Annotated in this window: 5 protein-coding genes and 13 pseudogenes; 5 read left to right on the top strand and 13 right to left on the bottom strand. The window is 64.8% G+C overall.

Translation table 11 applies throughout. The features are described from left to right. Positions 1-39 precede the first annotated feature (39 nt). From EXE63_RS01865 to dmpG, 3 genes and pseudogenes are all read left to right on the top strand, one after another. The gene (locus EXE63_RS01865) at positions 40-852 is read left to right on the top strand and encodes a 2-keto-4-pentenoate hydratase (RefSeq protein ID WP_436277504.1); all 813 of its coding nucleotides are present in this window, start codon (positions 40-42) and stop codon (positions 850-852) included. Then, entirely contained in the window at positions 849-1,802 is a 954-nt protein-coding gene (locus EXE63_RS01860) for an acetaldehyde dehydrogenase (acetylating) (RefSeq protein ID WP_168140553.1), read from the top strand. The genes EXE63_RS01865 and EXE63_RS01860 overlap by 4 nt, the downstream gene beginning before the upstream one ends. After that, a pseudogene (gene dmpG, locus EXE63_RS01855) lies at positions 1,799-2,838 on the top strand (4-hydroxy-2-oxovalerate aldolase). The gene EXE63_RS01860 and the pseudogene dmpG overlap by 4 nt, the downstream one beginning before the upstream one ends. A 50-nt stretch (positions 2,839-2,888) precedes the next feature. Here dmpG and EXE63_RS01850 read toward each other — a convergent pair. The 13 genes and pseudogenes from EXE63_RS01850 to EXE63_RS01790 all read right to left on the bottom strand — a co-directional run. Next, complete coding sequence (locus tag EXE63_RS01850; RefSeq protein ID WP_168140722.1) at positions 2,889-3,140, bottom strand: aldehyde dehydrogenase family protein; 252 nt, start codon at positions 3,138-3,140, stop codon at positions 2,889-2,891. Between the two features lie 71 nt (positions 3,141-3,211). Next, positions 3,212-4,444: pseudogene (locus tag EXE63_RS01845) on the bottom strand (IS256 family transposase). 96 nt (positions 4,445-4,540) lie between these two features. Then, on the bottom strand, positions 4,541-5,143 hold the full coding sequence (locus tag EXE63_RS33215; protein WP_272955785.1) for an aldehyde dehydrogenase family protein: 603 nt from the start codon (positions 5,141-5,143) through the stop codon (positions 4,541-4,543). A gap of 4 nt (positions 5,144-5,147) precedes the next feature. After that, a pseudogene (locus tag EXE63_RS33210) lies at positions 5,148-5,758 on the bottom strand (aldehyde dehydrogenase family protein). 244 nt (positions 5,759-6,002) lie between these two features. Then, positions 6,003-7,443, bottom strand: a pseudogene (locus EXE63_RS01830) (MCE family protein). Between the two features lie 2 nt (positions 7,444-7,445). Continuing rightward, positions 7,446-8,578: pseudogene (locus EXE63_RS01825) on the bottom strand (MCE family protein). Positions 8,579-8,588: 10 nt separating this feature from the next. Continuing rightward, positions 8,589-9,888 (bottom strand): annotated as a pseudogene (locus EXE63_RS01820) (MCE family protein); the annotation flags it as partial. Continuing rightward, a pseudogene (locus EXE63_RS01815) lies at positions 9,885-11,191 on the bottom strand (MCE family protein). The pseudogenes EXE63_RS01820 and EXE63_RS01815, both read right to left, overlap by 4 nt. Next, a pseudogene (locus tag EXE63_RS01810) lies at positions 11,188-12,201 on the bottom strand (MCE family protein). The pseudogenes EXE63_RS01815 and EXE63_RS01810 overlap by 4 nt, the downstream one beginning before the upstream one ends. A 45-nt stretch (positions 12,202-12,246) precedes the next feature. Next, positions 12,247-13,570 (bottom strand): annotated as a pseudogene (locus tag EXE63_RS01805) (MCE family protein). Between the two features lie 65 nt (positions 13,571-13,635). Beyond that, positions 13,636-14,374, bottom strand: a pseudogene (locus EXE63_RS01800) (ABC transporter permease); the annotation flags it as partial. Between the two features lie 106 nt (positions 14,375-14,480). After that, positions 14,481-15,220: pseudogene (locus EXE63_RS01795) on the bottom strand (MlaE family ABC transporter permease). Between the two features lie 731 nt (positions 15,221-15,951). Beyond that, a pseudogene (locus EXE63_RS01790) lies at positions 15,952-16,371 on the bottom strand (ATP-binding protein); the annotation flags it as partial. A 142-nt stretch (positions 16,372-16,513) separates the two neighbouring features. Here EXE63_RS01790 and EXE63_RS33575 point away from each other — a divergent pair. Both EXE63_RS33575 and EXE63_RS32685 read left to right on the top strand, forming a co-directional pair. Further along, positions 16,514-17,689, top strand: a pseudogene (locus EXE63_RS33575) (tyrosine-type recombinase/integrase). Between the two features lie 756 nt (positions 17,690-18,445). Beyond that, positions 18,446-19,216 (top strand): site-specific integrase, encoded by a 771-nt coding sequence (locus EXE63_RS32685; protein WP_234904131.1) that lies wholly within the window; start codon positions 18,446-18,448, stop codon positions 19,214-19,216. Positions 19,217-19,914 lie beyond the last annotated feature (698 nt).

Raw genomic sequence — 19,914 nt, 5'->3', positions numbered from 1 at the left:
CGATAGCGGACTGTCCGAACGTTACGAGAGGCGACGGCCATCAACGAGATCACCCACGACATCAACCTGATCCGCGCAGCCGCCGATCGCATCGAGACCGCGGCTGCAACACGCCGTGCTGCCAGTCCGGTGCGGAACCTGATCGGCGGCACTTCCATCGACGCCGCATATGCGGTGCAACAGGAGCTGATCGACAGGCGGGTGGCCGGCGGAGAAGTCATCGTCGGCCGCAAAATCGGACTGACCGCACCCTCGGTACAGCAGCAGCTCGGGGTGGATCAGCCGGACTTCGGCGTGCTATTCGCGAGCATGGACGTATCGGCCGAAGATTTGGTACCGATGCGTCGGCTCCTGCAGCCAAGGGCTGAGGCGGAGGTCGCATTCACCCTGAACCGCGACCTCACCTGCGAGGACCTGAGCGAGGAGACGATCCATGCAGCGGTCGATTACGCCGTCGCGGCCCTCGAGATTGTGGACAGCCGGATCGAGAACTGGGATCTGACCATCGCGGACACCGTGGCGGACAACGCCTCGAGCGGTCTGTTCGTTCTCGGCCCGCGACGACTGACTCTTGCCGAGTTCGAGCCGCGCACAACCGTCATGCGCTTGTACGCCGACGATGAACTGGTCTCCACCGGCGAGGGGCAGGCCTGCCTCGGCGACCCCCTCAATGCCCTCGTGTGGTTGGCGCGGACCGCATCGGCATACGGCAACCCGCTGCGCTCCGGACAGGTCGTGCTGTCCGGAGCGCTGGGACCGATGGTGCCAGTGACGCCCGGCGCCCGGATCCACGCTGAGATCGAACCGCTCGGGACGGTCTCAGCCACATTTTCTTCGGAGGAGGATCGATGACCACGTCGAAGGTTGCCATCATCGGATCGGGCAATATCGGCACCGACCTGATGTTCAAGATCATTCGGAACTCGGACATCCTTGAGGTTGGCGCCATGGTCGGTATCGATCCCGATTCCGACGGGCTGGCCCGCGCGCACCGACTCGGAATTCCAGTCACCCACGGAGGTGTCGCCGGGCTGATCGCCATGCCACACTTCGACGAGATCGACATCGTTCTGGATGCGACATCGGCCAAGGCGCACATCGCGAATGCCGCAGTGCTCACCCCGCTGGGCAAGAAGCTGGTGGACCTGACTCCCGCCGCGCTCGGACCCCTGGTTGTCCCCGCCGTGAACCTGGAAGCCGCCCGCGATATGCCCAACGTCAACATGGTGACCTGTGGTGGTCAGGCCACCATCCCGATCGTGGCGGCAGTGTCGGCGGTAACGCCGGTGCACTATGCGGAGATCGTGGCGTCCATCGCCTCCCGGTCGGCGGGTCCGGGCACCCGCGCCAACATCGATGAGTTCACCGAAACCACGTCGCACGCCATCGAATCCGTGGGCCGGGCGGCCAAGGGCAAGGCCATCATCATCCTCAACCCCGCCGAACCTCCACTCATCATGCGTGACACCGTGCTGTGCCTCGTCGGCGACGCCGATCATGACGCTATCCGGACGTCGATCACCGAGATGGTCGAACGGGTCTGCCGTTACGTTCCCGGTTACCGTCTCAAACAGGATGTGCAGTTTCTCCCGGTCGATGCCGACGAGCCGGTACACACCCTGGTGCCCGAGGGATCACCGCCTGTGACGACGCGGGTCTCGGTCTTCCTCGAGGTCGAGGGAGCGGCACACTATCTGCCCGCTTATGCCGGCAATCTCGACATCATGACCTCCGCGGCCGTGCGCGTCTCGGAAGCGCTCGCCCGACAGTCCACCCTCGCCGGTCAGGAGGCGCTCAGATGACCTACCGGTTGTACATCCAGGACGTCACGCTCCGCGACGGCATGCATGCGATCCGCCACCGGATCAGCGCCGAGGATGTCGGCCGCATCGCCGCGGCGCTGGACGCCGCGGGGTGGACGCCATCGAGGTCGCCCATGGCGACGGATTGGCGGGCGGATCCCTCACCTACGGGCCGGGTAGTCACACCGACTGGCAGTGGATCGAAGCTGCCGCCGCCAACGTCCGTCGGGCCACGCTGACGACGTTGCTGCTCCCGGGGATCGGTACCGTCGCCGAACTCGAGCAGGCGCACGCATTGGGCGTGCGATCGGTGCGCGTCGCCACCCACTGCACAGAGGCGGACATCTCCGCGCAACACATCGCCAAGGCGCGTGAACTCGGCATGGACGTCTCGGGGTTCTTGATGCTAAGTCATATGGCCCCCGCCCAGGAACTCGCCCATCAGGCCAAGCTGATGGAGAGCTATGGAGCACACTGCGTCTACGTGACCGATTCCGGCGGCCGACTCACCATGGACGGCATCCGCGACCGGGTCCGGGCATATCGTGATGTGCTCGACGACTCGACCCAGATCGGTGTGCACGCCCACGAGAACCTGTCCCTGTCGGTGGCCAACAGTGTGGTCGCGGTCGAGGCCGGCGTCACCAGGGTCGACGCATCACTGGCCGGTCAGGGGGCAGGTGCCGGCAATACGCCCATCGAGGCCTTCGTCGCCGTCGCGGATCTGCTCGGCTGGGATCACCACTGTGACTTGCTGGCACTGCAGGACGCTGCGGACGACCTGGTGCGACCGTTGCGCGACCGGCCGGTCCAGGTCGACAGGGAGACGCTCACCCTGGGGTATGCGGGGGTATACTCGTCGTTTCTCCGGCATGCTGAGACTGCAGCCGGCCGCTACGGTGTCGACGCCCGCGACCTACTGCTCGAGGTCGGCCGGCGCCGTCTGGTCGGTGGTCAGGAAGACATGATCGTCGACATCGCACTGGATTTCATCGCCGAACGCGAGTCCTCCAGTAGCGACAGCTTGGTGCCCTGATCCGGTTCGCGGGCGGCCGGTGGAGAGCCACGGCCGCCCGCGACCGGAGTCTATGCGGTCGGGTTGCTGACGATGTTCAAACTCTTGATCTGGGTATAGCTCAGCAACTCCTCGAGCCCCTCCTCGCGACCTACCCCGCTGTTCTTGACACCGCCATAGTGCACACCGAGATGGTGGCGGCTGGTGTCGTTGATCCAGCAGTAGCCGACGTCCATCCGGCTCGCGGTGTCGAGTGCACTGGCGAGATCCCGTGACCAGACAGAGGCGGTGAGACCGTACTCGACCTGGTTCGCCCACCCGATGACATCCTCGACGGGTCAAGTCCAGGGACGTGGTGTACGACGTCGTCGTGTGATTCTTCGTGGGTGATGGTTCAGGCGGTCAGTGCCGCGGGGGTGTCCTCCTGTTCGGTCGGGGCGTCGTTGACGGTGCGTGATTTGCTCAGCACGTCTAGGCCGAGGTAGCGGCGGGATTCGGCCCATTCGTCGTGTTGTTCGGCCAGCACGGCGCCGACCAGGCGGATCAGGGCGTCGCGGTCGGGGAAGATGCCCACGACGTCGGTGCGGCGTCGGATCTCCTTGTTGAGCCGTTCCTGGGGTTGTTCGACCAGATCTGGCGCCAGATCTGTTTGGGGAACGCGGTGAACGCCAGCAGATCCGGCCGAGCGGCCTCCAAGTGATCAGCGACCTTCGGGAGTTTGTCGGCGAGTGCGTCGATGATCCGGTCATATTGCGCGGCAACGGATTCAGTGTCGGGTTGGTCGAACACCGAGTGCAGCAGGGTGCGTACCCACGGCCACGACGCTTTCGGGGTGATGGCCATGAGGTTGGTCGTGTAGTGCGTTCGGCAGCGCTGCCACGTGGCGCCGGGCAGGGTGGCGCCGATCGCGGCCACCAGCCCGGCGTGCGCGTCGCTGGTGACCAGTTTGACCCCGACAGGCCGCGGGCGGTCAGTGACCGCCAGAACGTCAGCCAGCCGGCTCCGTCCTCGGCGGTGGTGACGTCGATGCCCAGGATCTCCCGATAGCCCTCATGGTTGACCCCGACGGCGATCAGGGCGTGCACGTTGACCACCCGCCCGCCCTCGCGGACCTTGAGAACCAGGGCGTCGGCGGCGACGAACGTGTACGGCCCGGCATCCAGGGCCGAGTCCGGAACGCCTCGACGGCGGTGTCGAGTTCCTTGGCCATCACCGAGACCTGCGACTTCGACAAGCTGGTGATCCCCAGCGTCTCGACCAGGCGGTCCATCCGCCGCGTCGAGACCCCGAGCAGATAGCAGGTGGCCACCACGGTGGTCAGGGCCCGCTCGGCACGTTTGCGGCGTTCCAGCAGCCAGTCCGGGAAATACGATCCCTGGCGCAGCTTCGGGATCGCAAGATCCAGACTGCCGGCACGGGTGTCGAATCGGCGGTGCCGATACCCGTTGCGGGAGTTGGTGCGCTCGGTACTGCGTTCGCCATAGCCAGCGCCGCACAGGGCGTCGGCTTCCGCGCCCATCAGGGTGTGGATGAACGTGGCCAGCAGCTCGCGCAGCACATCGGGATGGGCGGTGGTGAGTCGTTCGGCCAGCACAGCGGGCAGGTCGATATTGTGGGCAGTGGTCATCGCGTCGATTCCTTTGCTCGAGTGACTTTGGACGGTCCCTCGAAGAATCACGCGATGACCTTCAATCAGTCGGCTACGACACGCCGGTACCGCTGATCAGGTCCCACTCATACACCACTCTGCTGGACGCAACCCCTCGACGTCGCTCCACCGGATCACCGACAGCACCGGCCCGAATATCTCCTCGTTGAAGATCTTCATGCCCGGGGTGACATCGGCGAAAACGGTTGGCTGCAGCCAGTATCCCTTCTCGTAGTCCGCACCCGACGGGCGACCACCGCCGGTGATCAGCCGCGCGCCGTCGGCGTGTGCGGACGCGATGTACGCCTCGTCCTTCTCCAACTGCTCTCTGGAGTTGATCGGACCCATCTGGGATCCGGGATCCATCGGGTCACCGACACGCAGAGCGCCGACCGCTTCGCGGAGCCACTCGACCCCGGCATCGTAGATGTCGTCGTGCAGGAACAGCCGACTGGTGGATCCACACGACTGTCCCTGCCAGCCGAAGTTCATCCCCCTCATCGCACCCGCCATCGCGGCGTCGAAATCGGCGTCGGCGAACACGATCATCGGGTTCTTGCCGCCGAGCTCGAGACTCACGCTCTTGACGCACACCTCGGCGGCGGCGCGCTGGATCGCAAGACCTGTCGGCACCGAACCGACGAATGCCAGCCGACGCACGTTCGGGTGGCGCACCAAGGCTTCACCGGCGTGGCCGCCGGCGCCGGTGACGACGTTGATAACACCGGGGGGAAGACCCCCGCATGATCTCGCCCATGGCCACCGTGCTCAACGGAGATTGCTCGCAAGGTTTGATCACCACGGTGTTTCCGGTCACCAGCGGCGCGGCCATCTTGGCGGCGGTGAACATCAGGGGATGGTTGAACGGGAAGATCTTTCCGACCACACCGTAGGGGATGCGCACCGAGACGTTAAGCGAACCCGGTTCAGCGGGCTGGGAGGTCTCCCCCTTGCTCTCGTGCGCCAGTCCGGCGAAATAGTCGATGACGTCGGCGCCGTATGCGACGTCGAAGTGTGAGATGCCGATCGTGTTCCCGGTGTCCGCGGTCTCGAGTGCGGCCAGCCGATCCCCTCGGCGCGCAGACGGGAAGCAAAGGTACGCAACATGGCGGCGCGCTCGGATACCGGGGTTCGAGACCACGGTACGAATGCGGCCTCGGCCGCGGCGACCGCACGTTCGATGTCCTTCTCGCCACCGGCGGGCACCCGGGCGATCACCCGCTCGTTCGCGGGATTGACGGACTCGAGCCAATCGCCGTCGACGGCGGGAACCAGTTCCCCGTCGATCAGCATTCGGATGTCCTGATTGTCTGTCATCGGTACTCCTCGGTCGGTGCGATCAGTTGCGGTCGTTCGGATATCGGTCAATCGGGGTCAGTGCATTCGCTGTCTCCTCCCAACGTGTTCCAATGACGTTTTCGTGCACCACGTCCCGACTCCCGGGAGAACCGTGACCTGGCATTGGCGCATCGCGGTGGCCGAGCGCGCACCCGAGCGATGGTGTGCGATCAGCAGGCTCCACCGGTCGGTCAATTGCTCATCCCCCCGGCGGGATCAACATGTCCTGCCACGTGCCCGGGGCCGCACCGCGCGCGAGGTTCCGCTGGACGTACGTTTTCCCATCCGGGCCGACATAGGCACCCGTACTCGGGTCGTACCGCGTCACGGTCAGCGGTGGCGACACAGCAGGCCCATCAACAACCGACTCGGCAGGCACCTGCGGCACCGCCTGACCCGACAGCGTGGCGTTGGGATCTCCCTTCCAGTTGTATCCGTCGTTGAGCGGCAGATAGTTCTCGTCGCTCTCGCACATCGCCACCGTGGGTGCGCGCTTACCGGGCCTGTTGGCGCATGGCAGGTTTCGCACTCCACGGACATTGAGGGCCGAATCCTGGGGCACCCGGCAGTAGAGGTGACCCGGGGGCCGCTGGGGATAATCCTCTTCGCTGGGTGGACGGATCTGGCTGGTGGGCAGGAAGCCGGTGGTGCACGGCGGCGGCAGATTCAGGTTGAGGTTGAACGAGATGTACACGCCCTTGTAGTCCTGCTTGGTGTGGCGATTGGCCAGCATCGAGCCGCCAATGGCCTCCACCAGCGGGGGCGCCAGCACCAGCAACTGTTCGATGTTCGGTTGATAGACGACCGCGACGTCGGCCAGGCTGACCAGGTTGTTGAGCAGGATGGGCAGCGTCGGCCGAAATCGATCCATGAGCTGCTGCACTTCACCCAGCGCTGGCGGACCAGTGTGCAGTACCTCTCGAAACTCGGCGTCACGCGATTGCAGCTGTTCGGTGACGTCGGCCACGTTGGTCGCCCACCGCTGGATGGAATCGGCGGTGTCGATCTGTGAATCCAGAATGGGCCCGGACCGGTCGATCAGCGTGGTCAGGGACTCCAGGTTGGCCCGAGCATCGGACGCTAATGCTGTGGTGCCCTTGACTATTCGCGCGAGTTCCGGACCGAGCCCCCGACGGCCAGGTAGGACTCGTCGATGGCCGTTCGTAGGTTCTCGTTGGGAATCGCCTGCAGGCCTTCGTTCGTGGCGGTCAACAAGGAGTTGATATCGGCCGGCAGCCTGGTCCGGTCCATCGGGATCACGTCACCGTCGACCAGCACGGGACCTCGGTCACTGCGCGGTGTGAGTTCGAGGAAAACCTCACCGAGACCGGTCTGGCTGTGCACCGCAGCGTCGACATCCGACGGAATCTCGACATCCGAGGTCAAGGACAACACCGCCTCGACACCCGCGGGGTCAAGCGCACGTCCTTCACCTGTCCCACTCCGGTACCCCGGTAGGTGACGTTGCCGTTCCTGTACAACCCGCCGGACGCGGGAAGAGCGACGATCACGCGGTACTCCCCCGCCCCGAACAGCAGCGCGGGCACCTTCAGGTAGCTGAGCCCGATCGCGCCCACCGCGAGGACCGAGATCACCGCGAAGATCAACAGCTGTATCCACACTCGTCTGCTCAGATGCATGTCTAGTGACCTTGGTCCCAGCGATAGGGTGCCAGTAGCGGATTATCTGCGGTATACGGACTCGGGAGCGTGCCGACGGTGCGACCCCATTGCATCTCCAGTTCGGTTAGGTCGCCCTCGAATCGGGTGCCGGTGAGCAACCCGGCATCCAATCGGCTCAGAGTCAGGTCGACGATCAGCGAGGTATTTGCGTAGTCGCCACGGAACCACTTCGTCAGCGTGTCCTTGGGGAACGGATAGGTGAGGAACAGGCCCAGCGAACGGGTGAGCGCGGGGCCGGAGTTGGCCAGCGACTCCAGGACAGGGCCGAGATTCTTCAGTTCCGCCACGATGGCATCCTTGGTCTGGTGAACCGAATCGGCGGCCAGGGCGCTGAACTTGCCCAATTGGTCGACCGCCTCCACAAGGTTGTCGCGCTGCTCGTTCAGGACTTCCAGTGCCCGAGGGATGGTATCGAGCGCCCGGTCCACCACTGGTTTCTCGGCGGCGAACTGTCCGACCAGCCTGTTGAGGCTGTCCGTGGCCGCGATGATGTCCGCCGACTGCTCGTTCACCCGGCCGATAAATGTGTCCAGTTGCACCAACATGCTCCGCAGGTCGTCCTCCCGCCCCCGAAGGCGGTGGTGAGCGCTTGGGTGATGTCCTGGATCTGACCCACCCCGCCACCGTTGAGCAACAGCGACAGCGCCGAGAGAGTCTCTTCGGTGGACGGGTAGGCGCTGCTGGATTCCAGCCGGATCAGGGAACCTTGCTGCAGTTCACCCTGGGGTGGCTCATCGGTCGGCGGCGCCAACTCGATGTGCAACGAGCCGAACAAACTCGTCTGACCCACCTTCACCGTACTGTTGGCCGGTAGCACCACATCGCCGTTGAGCTTGAGGTCGAGCAACGCATGCCACCCCTGGCGTTCGATCTTGGTGACGGTACCGACGTTGGCGTCGTTCACACGCACGCGTGAGTTCTGTTGAATGTTGAAGACATCGGCCATCTGGGCTTGCACGGTGAACGCCCCCGCACCGCTGCCCTCGGTGCCCGGTAACTGGAAGGAGTTCAGTCCCCGCCACCCGCATCCGGGGAGCCCAGCCATTGTCACGACGGCGATCGCCAACGTGGCCACACGACGACCAGTGCGCATCACCGATCTCCCCCGGCGGCACCATGATCCCGGCCAGACCGGCGGTGGGATTTGTGGGCAACGCCACTGGTGGCGCCTCGGCAGGCAGCAGATCGGCACCCGGTGGAGGCGGTACAGCGGGTGCTGCTGGCGCAGGTGGGACATGGTCGGGCCGCATCCAGTCCTCGCTGTAGGTGATCTCGTTCGGTCTTGCGCTGGCTCCCACGAAGGGGTTCATTCCGATTGGGGGAAGTTGTACTGGCGGTTCTTGACGATCGGCGCCAGATACTGCACACACAGCTTCGATGACTGTTCGGCACCCAACTGCGACGCGGCTTGGATAGCACCGCACAGGAAGGTGATGGGGTCGCGGAAGTTGTTGACCGCCAGAGCAGAACTCAGCGTCCCTTGGGCAGGCTGGTAGATGTTGGCCGCGTTGGCCGCCACTGTCGGCAATACATGCAGTGTCTGTTTGATGTCGCCAAGGCTGTCGGCCAGCGCCTGGGATACCGATGTCAACGTATCGGTGGTGGTACCCAACGCCTCCCGGTTGTCGGCGACGAAGGACTTGACCTCACTCGCGACGTCGCTCAGGTCGGCGATGGCCTCGGCTACCTCGCCCGAGTCGTTGGTAAACAGATTCGTCACCGACGCGAAGTTTTGGTTCAGGTCGCGCATCAGCGTCGTGCTGCCCTCCAGCGCCGAGACCAGGGCGGCGAGGTTTTTCACGGTGGTGAACGTGTCACCGCTATGGTCACCCAGCGCCGAGAGCGCCTGCGACAGTTCGAGAATCGTCTGTCGGATGTTCGCGCCCTGGCCACGTAGGTTGTCGGCGGCAGAGTTGACCAGACTGCCCAGGGTGCTGACACCTCCGGCCTCGGTGGGAGCGAGCAGATCAGTGAGTTTCTCGAGCTGCTCCGGAAGTCGTCCCACTCGACTGGGACCGCGGTTCGCTCCACCGGGATAACGGCGTTGTCGCCCAGCAGCGGACCGCCCTGGTAGGGCGGGGTCAACTGGATGGCTCGGGCGGTGACCAGCGTCGGTGAGAGGATCACCGCTTTAACCTCGGCCGGCACTTCGTACTGCTCCTCCACCCAGAACATAACCTTCACGCTGGCCGGCTGGGCCTCGATCGACTCTATGCGACCGACGTTCACGCCCCTGATCCGAACGTCGTCACCCACGAAGAGGCCGTTGGTGTTGGTGAAGTAAGCCTCGACATGGATGCGATTGCGCTGTCCGACCGCATTGTTGACCACGAACGCGCCGGCAGTGAGGGTGCTCACCAGGACGGCCGCTAGCAGGAGCCGAACGAACCCGGAGCGCTTCACCGGTTCGGCCCCATCGGTGGTGCCTCGTTCGGCGCCGGCTGGTACACCGGGCTGGGGGTCGGCACCGGTGAGGCGAAGGGATCCGGTGTCGGCGGAGCCGGCGCTCCAGGCGGCGGACCTCCTGGTGGCGGAGCGGGCAGCGGCTCGCGGTAGGGGTACCGCGGATCTCCCGGCTTGCCCGTGATGGCATCGGGCAGAGTCAGCCGGGGCTCGCCGCCCTGTCCGGTGCGCGGGAACGGAACGGGCATGGCGGGCGTGCCCTGCTGACCGGTCTGCGGATCAGTGCGCTCCGACGGCGTCAGCACGTTCGGATCGAGGCCGAGGTCGGAGAAGGCTGCGTCGACGAAAGGCTGGATCCACTGACCGGGCATCAAGTTGGCCACGTAGGCTTTGAAGAACGGGCCGGAGGTCAGCGTCTCACCGAAAGTCGTTGCGTAAGAATTCAATCCCTTGATGGATTGTTGGATCTCGGACTTGCGGTTGTTCAGGATGGTGAGGACACCGTTGAGTTTGTCCAGGGTGGGTCGCAGGGTATCCCGGTTCTCCGAGATGAAGCCGCGGATCTGGTCGGCCAGCGCGGAGATGTCCACCATGATGCCGTCCAAGGCGGCACTCTGTGCGCGCAGGGCGACGAGCAACCCGTTGGAGTCGTGGATCAACTGCACGACTCGATCCGTGCGTTCGGCCAGCACGGTGGTCGCTTTACTCGCATTGGACAGCAGGTTGCGCAGGTGCGAATCCCGCTCACCGAGCGTGCGGGAGAAACGGGCAACTCCGTCCACAGCCACCCTCAACTGCGGCGGGGTGTCCTGCAACGTCTCAGACAGCGTCTGCAGCGCGCCGGAGAGTTGGTCGGTGTTCAGCCCGCTGATGGTCGCGGTGAGATCACCTAGCGCATCCGGCAGTTGGTACGGCGATGTCGTCCGGTCCAGCGGGATGGTGTGCTCCAACCGGCCATCGCCGCGGGTCATCAGGTCCAGCACCTTGTTGCCCAGCAGGTTGATGGTCTTGATGCTGGCCTCGGTCCGTTCACCGAGACGGATGTCGTCGGCGACCGTGAACTCCACCAGGACACCATTGCGATCCAGGGTGATGCTCTGTACCTGACCCGCACGGTATCCCGAGACCCGCACTTCGGTGCCGGCGGTCAAACCGCCGCTTCCTCGAAGTAGGCGGAATAGGTTGCGCCCGACGAGACGAAGGGCAACCTGTTGTAGTTCAGTGCACCCAGGCTGGCCACGGCGGCTACCGTCACCCCGGCAATGCCCAGGACGACGTGATTGCGTTCGACGAAAGGTTTCATCGCGGTGTGCACCTGCCCGAGTCCTGGCCGGCGATCTTCACGTACACCGGTTGGCCGCCCTTGCCGTTGAGTTTCAGGACGATGTCGCACAGGTAGAAGCTGAAGAAGTCACCGTAGAGGCCCTGCCGGCCCAAGACCCGATAGGCTTCCGGCAGCGTGGCCAGCAGGTTGTCGAAGTACTCATGGTCGGCCAGCACCACGCCGGCCGTCCGGTCCGTCTCGTGCAGGGTCTTCTGCAGCGGCGGACGGGCCTCGCCGAGCAGGTCCGCGATGGACCTGGCTGCCTCGTCGGCATGCGCCACCCCGTTGCTGATGTCCTGGCCACGAGCCTCCAGTCCGTCGACCAGCTGACCGAGCGAGTCGACCGCCTGTCCGAACTCCGCGCTGCGGTCACCAATCGACCCCAGGACCGTGTCGAGATTGACCACCACCTGTCCGATAAGTTCGTCCCGGTCGGCCAGTGTGTTGGTCAGTGCAGCCGTCTGGGCGAGGATGGATCCGATCGTCGGGCCCTGCCCTGAAATGCGGCGATCAGCTGCCCGCTGAGCGCGTTGACCTGATCGGGGTCCAGCGCCGGAACAGCGGCCGGAAACCACCGAGCAACGCGTCCAGGTCGAGCGCCGGCGCCGTGTGGTCCTGCGGAATGGTGCCACCGGGTGGCAGTCGCCTGGTGCCGCCCGCACCTTCCTGCAGCGACAGATACCGACTCCCGATGATGTCCTCGTACCGGATCACGGCGCGGGTGCCTCGGTGAGCACCACGGAGTCGTCGGTGCTGAACCGGACCACGGCACTACCGTCGTCGGTCACCGTGATGTCCTTGACCTTGCCCACTTCCACGCCCGCGATGCGGACGAAGTTCCCATCGGCCAGACCGCTGACCGTACTGAACACGGCGCTGTAGACGGTCTCTTTCTGGAATCGCAGTTGGGCGAAGATCGCGATCAGGGCGAAGGCACCCATCACGCACACCACGAAGAAGATGGCCAGACGCCAGATAACTCCGGACATACTGCGGCGCAACGCTTTACCTCCTTCTGAGGAAACGGCCGGTGGTCATGACGATGGGGGCGCCGGGGCGGGCAGCGGCGGTCCGGCGGCGGGTGGCGCGTTGGACGCCGGCGGGATCCCGGATACAGCGGCACACCGCCGGGCCCGTACATTGGAGCGCCGTACGGCGGCGCTCCGGATAGGGAATCGGTCCTGGTGCAGGCCCACCCGGATAACGGATGCTGGGCGGTTCCGGGACAGCGCGGGTGACCGGGAAGTAGTTGGCCCACCCGGGAAGCCAATGCCCGGATTGGGTCGCACATCTAGCCCGGCACCGAAGCCGGTGTTGGCCACCAGGTAACGCACCGGCCAGTTGTTCGCGACGTCGGGCAGCGAACCGCAACCCGGCTTGCCGCCGGGACCACCCTTGGCAGCGTTGATGGGCAGGTTCTGCGGATAGCGATAGGGATCGTCACCAAGCATCAGGGATGCGTCCATAATGAGAGATTTGCCGTTGGCGCCACCGTAGGCAGCTTCGTAATCGGGCAATATCTCGTGAGCACCGACGAGCAGGCAGGTCAGCGATGGGTTGTACTTCATGAATAGATCGGTCGTGGGTTTCGCCAGATTGACGGCCTCTACCAGGGCATCCTTGCTCGGTCCGAGAACGTCGATGCCACTACGGGATACACCGACCACGCCGAGCAGCAGGGCGTCCAGCTGCTGGGCCTGCTCGGTGAGCGTGACACTCGTCGTGCTGGCGGCGTTGAGGGTGTCGATGATGCGCGGTGCGGCGGCACCGTAGACCTCGCCGAAATCCTCCAGCGCCTGCCAGTTCTGCTTCATCGTATCTGTGCGCGCGTTGAGGGCCAGCAGCACCGTGTTGGTGTCGGTGATGGATCGGCCGATCCGTTCTCCTGTCCGCGCAAACCCTCTGCCAGCGCCGCGAGTACGGCGTTCAGCTTGGCTGGATCGATGGTGTCCAGCAGCTGGACGACATTCTCGAACACCGTATTGACCTCGGTGGCAACATTTTCCGACTCGATGATGGAGTTTGCGGCGAGAATCTGCGGGCTGGGATCGGCGGGATAGATCAGGTCGACGAACTTTGCGCCGAACAACGAGGTGGCAGCGATACGCGCCTGCACGTTGGCGGGGATGTTGCCGATCTGGTCGGAATCGATGGCCAACCGCAGGCTCGCCGGCCCTGGCCGTTACCCTCGATCGAGGCGACCCTGCCGACGTCGACACCGCGCATCCTGACCTTCGCATTGGGCTCCATGATCAGGCCCGTCCGATCGGACGAAAGGGTCACCGGCACGGTGGGAGTGAAGGATTCGTTGAACGCGCCCACGGTGAGCGCGATCGCACCGGCGATGAGGGCGACCATCACTGTTGCCAGCCAGCCGGCGGCGATCCGGGCCGGCCGCTCTGGCGTCGGGTGGGCATCTCCTTACCCGCGTAGCTGAACTTGCCGGTCTGGCCGTAGAGGCCAGGGTCACGAGCGTGATGACGAAGGCGGCGACGATCAGCGAAGTGCGGGTGGCGCGCCCGACGGCCTCGCCGACACCCGCGGGTCCGCCGCCGCGGTGAATCCGTAGTAGGTATGCACCATGATGATCGCAGCGACCTCGGCGATGGTCACGACGAACGACCGGATCAGATCGGCCGGGGTGAAGAACGTGTTGAAGTAGTGCGCATACACGCCGCTGGACTGACCGTAGAGCACGGTGGTCACGAATTGACCCGAGGTGTAACCGAGCCAGAGCGCGACGCTGTAGAGAGGGACTACCACGATGATCGCGGCGAGCAATCGGGTGGAGGCTAGGTAGGCGATGGCCCGGATGCCCATCACTCGAGCGCGTCGATCTCCTCATTGATGCGCATAGCGCCCAGTTGCGCGGTCGCCCCGCGCCGATCGTTGCCGAGAACGCAATCGCGGCGGTGGCAGGCGTCACCAGCCTGGTGTTGACGAACGCCGAGACGAAGCCCGCCAGCGCTTCGGTCTTGAACTGCGACAGCTGATTGAAACCCTGACTCGCCAGGGTGCCGCTGGTCGACATGGTCATGAAGCCGACGATGGCCACGGTGCCGCCGATCACCATCAGCGATCCGGTCCCAGGCTCATCGCGGCGACCTGACGCAACAGTTCGGAGCGATACTTGGCCATCGCCATGACGATCGATCCCAGCATTTCGCCGTAGAACCTGGTCTGTTCACCGAATTGGCGCCAACTCGATCGGACCGCCTCAATGACCGGGTTGCCATGGGGAAGCGTTGCTGCGCAATGGTTCACGCGGTCACTTCGTCACCTCGAATCCGACAGCGGTGATGATCAGGTTGATGACGAACAGCACGACGAACGAGAAAACGACGGTCTCGTTGACAGCGTTGCCGACACCGCAGGTCCACGCTAACGGTGGTCCGCGGTGACAGGCGATCAGGCCGGCCGCAAGACCGAAGGCGGTCGCTTTCACCATCGAGATCAGCACGTCACTCAGGCCGGTGATCAGAGTCAGGCTCGCGATGAATGCCCCGGCGTGACGTGCTGGAAGAACACGGCGAAGAAGAACCCCCCGGTCAGGCCGGTGAGCGTCACCAACGACGACAGCGACAGCGCGACCACCGTCGCCGCCAGCACCCGCGGCACAACCAGGGCTCGGATCGGATCGATGCCCATCACCCGCATCGCATCGAGCTCCTCGCGGATGGTGCGGGCGCCCAGGTCGGCGCACATCGCTGCGGCCCCCGATCCGGCCACCACCAGCACGGTGACGAACGGGCCGATCTGGTTGACCGCCCCAGCGCCGCTCCGCTGCCGGAGTTATCGGCAGCGCCGAACTCCACCAGCAGCACATTGAACGTAAAGACCGTGAGCACGACGAACGGGATGGACAACAACAGCGTCGGCAAGAGCGATACCGCGCGACGAACCATGTCTGGTCCAGGAATTCCCGCAGGCGAAGGGCGGCTTGAAGATCGCGACGAACGTGTCCAACGCCATCCCGACGAATCCACCGATCCGACGGAACGGCTCCATGGTGGGCGTCTCTGACCAATCAATGCGATTCGATGTCACCGACTCGATCCTTCTATCCGGAAGGCGATGGACGTCGGCACTTCCGGGTAGTGCCCCCGCCGTCGGAGTCGAGGTCGGTCGACCTCGATCCAGCAAACGTGATTCGTCGTTGCTGCCCAGCACCGCTGCGTTGCGGACGCAAGGAACCCCAGACGTGCGGGCGTGACGCGCATGGTGACTCCCGGGTCTGGTTCATGCGGCAAGTGACGCCGATCACGGTATGGGCGCTGTTCACTTACGTCTACTACTAGTTAACTAGCACTCTTATGCTAGTGGGTATAGGAGCACTCCTTGCTGAGCGGGCGCCGGCGGGATCTGGAGATGGATACATCGGTCCGCGCCCCTTCCGTCAGTACGCCGGGCACGGCGTTGGCAAAGACCACCAGAACAGGTCGTGCCGAATGCTTCAGGAGAACTCGGCGCGCTCCCCGGTCGCTGGTCAGCTCGGCCTCGGTTCTGGGGCGCGCTTGCGCGGCGGCGTGTTCGCCGGACTCCACGCTCGACGTGCCCTCGATGGCCCCGGGTCGATGAGGGCCTACCGTTTCCAGCGGCGCAGCGTCGACTGGCAGATGCCGGTTTCGACAGCCACGGAGCCTACCGGTTCACTCAATACAGCCGGGCAACGATTTGCCTGTGTCAACGTCGGTTGAAACTGACCCCTTTTCAACGGTTGAAAATTGACCCCCTGGTGTTCATTCTTCGGTGGTCGATCCGGGACTCTCCCGAGATCACGGTCTTTGATCCGGTAGGAGTCGCCCTTGAGGGCGATCACTTCGGCGTGGTGGACGAGGCGGTCGATCATGGCCGCAGCTACCACGTCGTCACCGAACACCTCGCCCCAGCGGCCGAACGGTTTGTTGGAGGTCACGATCAAGCTGGCGCGTTCGTAGCGAGACGACACCAGCTGAAAGAACAGGTTCGCGGCCTCGGGTGCGAATGGGATGTAGCCGACCACCTCGACGACCAGCAGCGGGTAACGGCCCAGCCGGACGAGTTCGGGTTGAAGTCGGCCGCGTAGTGGGCTTCGGCCAGCCGTGCCACCCATTCCGAGGCGGTGCCGAACAGGGTGCGGTGCCCAGCTGACACGCCCGGATCGCGATGCCGATGGCCAGGTGCGTTTTGCCAGTGCCGGGTGTTATCAACGGGTAGCAACACGCTCGAATCTATGTATGCAACAAGGGGGTTGATGCTGGGCAAGTCATCGTTGTTGCCGGTTTATCGGCGGGTGTTCTTCGACGTGAAGGAACGGCAACGATGGCGTATCCGGTGGCAGTGTCTCCTGCGGGAGGGAAGCGGACCTGGACCGTGCTTGGGGAGGACTTCGCAACGGTCGGTCCCGTCGAGGAGTGGATAGAAGCCCACCGGCACCTGTGGTCGCCGAACACGGTGCGCGGGTATGCGACGTCGTTGGCGCAGTGGTGGAGCTTCCTGGAACAACGCGGACAATCCGATGGATGGCGCGATGTCGGTGTCCCCGCATTCACGGCGTTTCTGTCCTGGCAGCGCAATGGCCGCACAGTTGAGCATCGGCTGGCCGAGTCGGACCAGGCACCGACCGCTGCAACACTGGAAGTTCGCCTTGCAGCATTGATTTCGTTCTACCGCTGGCATCAGGCAGTATCCGGTGTGGCGGTAGCAGGACAGCTACTTCGAGAACTCCGCGACAGCGACCGGCCCGGGCTTGCTGGCGCATCTGGATGCGCGGTCGGCCCCGCGGCATCCTCGCTGGTGCGGGTGCGCCGCGACCGACGCCGCGACAGACCGCCCTTGCTGCTGCCCGAGCAGATCCAGGCGGTCCTGGATGGCTGCGCGGTCTTCGATACCGAGTCCGGTTCGTGGCAAGGAAACCTGCGGGACCGGTTCGTGTTCGCCCTGCTGGCCGAGACCGGGATGCGTCTCGGGAGGCGCTGGGTCTGCGGATCGGCGAGTTCGTGCTCGGCCGCGGCGATACCGCGTATGTGCAGATCGTGCCTCGCTCGGATAACCCCAACGGGGCGCGGGTGAAGATATGCGACCGCGACGAGTCTATGTTGGGGCTGACCTCGAGCGGCTGTTCGCCGATTATCTCACCGACATCGCCTGCCGGGCAGCCGAATCCGGGATCGGTCTGATGGACACATCGCCGCTGCTGGTGAATGTGGCCAGACCACCGTTGTTGGCCGCATTGCGGGAGACGACGGTCCGGGAGAAAGTGGCCACGCTGCGTCGGCGGGGCATCGGACCACTCGGGTGGACGCCGCACTGGTTCCGCCACACCCATGCCACCGCCTTGTTGCTCGCCGGGACGCCGGAATGGTGGTCTCCCGGCGTCTTGGCCACGCTCATGTGCAGACCACCCTTGACCTCTACGGCTGGGTCCGCGACGGACGAAGCCCTGCGAGCGGAGCCAACTGGGCTTCCTACGCCAGCAGCTGGCGGGTGGCCGAATGATCGACGAGCATGGCCACCTGCGCCTGCGTAGTGCCGACACCTCGATCCGATCTGCGACTCTTTGACGAGCTGCCAGCACAGTGCGTGGCCCGTGCTCGGCCCGGTATCGAGAACTGGGCGTCGATTACCGAGAATGATTGGCCGCATTTGGATCTGAGCGAATTACCGATCCGTTCGCCGCGGAGCTGGCGTGGATGCGCACTGGCAGGCCGGTGATGGCACCCGTGTCTCGGTGTTGGCGATGGCGCAGTTGGCCAACATGATTCGCGGGCAGTTACCGAGGGCCGTGATTTCCCTCGTCGATCCGGGCGATGGATTACGACGCCGCCGCGGTGTTGCAGAGCTGGTTCTATCTCAGCAGGGGCAAGCGACTGCCCTCACCCGAGTCGGGGCCGGTGCACGCTCTGTTCGGGTCGCCGGCACGCCCTGATCGCCGCCTGCCACGACGGCCGTGGTGGCACCTGGACTTCTGGCACCCGCGCTGCGATCCGCGGATACCACTGACCGATCGTGAACCGGTCGCCAACTACGGCTGCGCACCCGGAGATATACAGCTTCGTGGTGCGGCCGCGGTGAAGTGGCACCTGGCAGATGCTCGAATCCGGGCGCTGCGCTGGACCACGGTCAGCCAGGAACGCATGCGCAGCTTCCGCCGGTTCGACAACTGGCTGACGCCAGCTTCGACGACCCGACTGGCATCCTGGGCGACCCAACGAGCGCGGTCGAACAGGCGGCGCGTTCGCGCGGTGGACCGCCGTGGCAGCCAACCGCGTCACCCGCCAATCCGACACACGCCACCTCGGAAGAACAGTGCCGATCCGGGGAATCAACGACGACCTGCGAGCGGTGGCCGGCCTCTTGGACTTCATTGCCGCCAATCCCGGGGAGGCTCGCAGCGTTCTCGGTGCCGAGCCCTGGCAACGAGTGAGCGCAGCACACGCCTCCAGCTGGTTCGGCCGGGTCACCCGGATACCGCATCAACGCGGTTTCAACGATGCGAACTACATCGATGATCACGCACTCGCGCAGATCACTGCGGCGCTGCCGCTGATCGGGTTGCCGCGCACCGAGCAGATGACCATCACCCGCGGCGACGGCACCACCCTCACCGCCAACGGACTTGACGACCCGCAAGCGATGCGGATGATCCTGCTGCAGATCCTCACCGGCCGGCGGGCCAGCGAGATCCGCACCTGCGACTTCGACTGCCTTTCGGCTGCGCCCGCCACTACCGCAGCGGCCGAGGGCGATGGCCAAATGCTGACCAGGTTCCGCTACGCGCAGAGCAAGATCGATGTCGCACCCGACATCATCCTCGTCGACCGCGAGGTCACCGAAGTCATTGCCGAACAACACCGTTGGCTCCAAATCCAGCATCCAGAAGGCAGCAGGCGGTATCTGTTCGCGCGCGTCTGGGCAACCGCCGCGGTGACAAACCCTATCCGGCAGGTACCTACAACTGGGTGCTGCGCAGCCTCAGCGACCTCGTTCAGATCACCGACGCCAAGGGCCACGCCGTGCGGTTAAGCCACACTCACCGCTTCCGCCACACCCGGCTGACCCGACTGGCCGAACTCGGTCTGCCGATTCACGTCTACAGCGCTATGCAGGGCACGCCACCCCCACCATGACGATGCACTACATCGCCGCCCGCGACGAACACCGAGCAGGCATTCCTGGCCACGGCCAAGCTGCGATCCGACGGCACCGCATCCAACTCTCCAGCGACGACCACGACAGTCTGCACCTGTTCCGCCGCGCAGACCGGTTCCTGCCCAACGGGTGGTGCATGCTGCCACCGCTGCAATCCTGCGACAAAGGCAACGCCTGCCTGACCTGCTCAGTTTTTCGTCACCGACCACACCCACCACGACGTACTGCAACGTCAACTCCGCGCGAGACCACCGACCTGATCGACCGGGCCACAACGGAATTCGAACAGCGACACGGCCATCCCATGCCCGAGGACAACGTCTGGCTGATCCGCCGCCGAGCTGAACACCACGCGCTTACCCGACTCCTGGCCGCCCTCGACGATGCGCCCGGCTCCGCAGCCCACGGCGCGACAAACCCAGTGTCATCGAGCCAGCGCTGGACCAGTCCCGCTGACTCTCGATCTCACGCCCACCGCAGGAGCACCCCATGACCGACTCCCGAGAACGCCGCATCACCGCACTCACCCAAGCAGCGAAAAGCCAAGTCTCAGAACAAGACCCGAGACGCTG

It is taken from the genome of Mycolicibacterium frederiksbergense, from assembly GCF_012223425.1.
GTDB classification, from domain to species: domain Bacteria; phylum Actinomycetota; class Actinomycetes; order Mycobacteriales; family Mycobacteriaceae; genus Mycobacterium; species Mycobacterium frederiksbergense.
The sequence above is the reverse complement of the archived record's forward strand: the minus strand, read 5'-3'. Positions and strand labels throughout refer to the sequence as shown.

Bases quoted from the DNA above. Each gene is read 5' to 3' on its own strand.
- EXE63_RS01860 (WP_168140553.1), top strand. From the start codon at position 849: ATGACCACGTCGAAGGTTGCCATCATCGGATCGGGCAATATCGGCACC.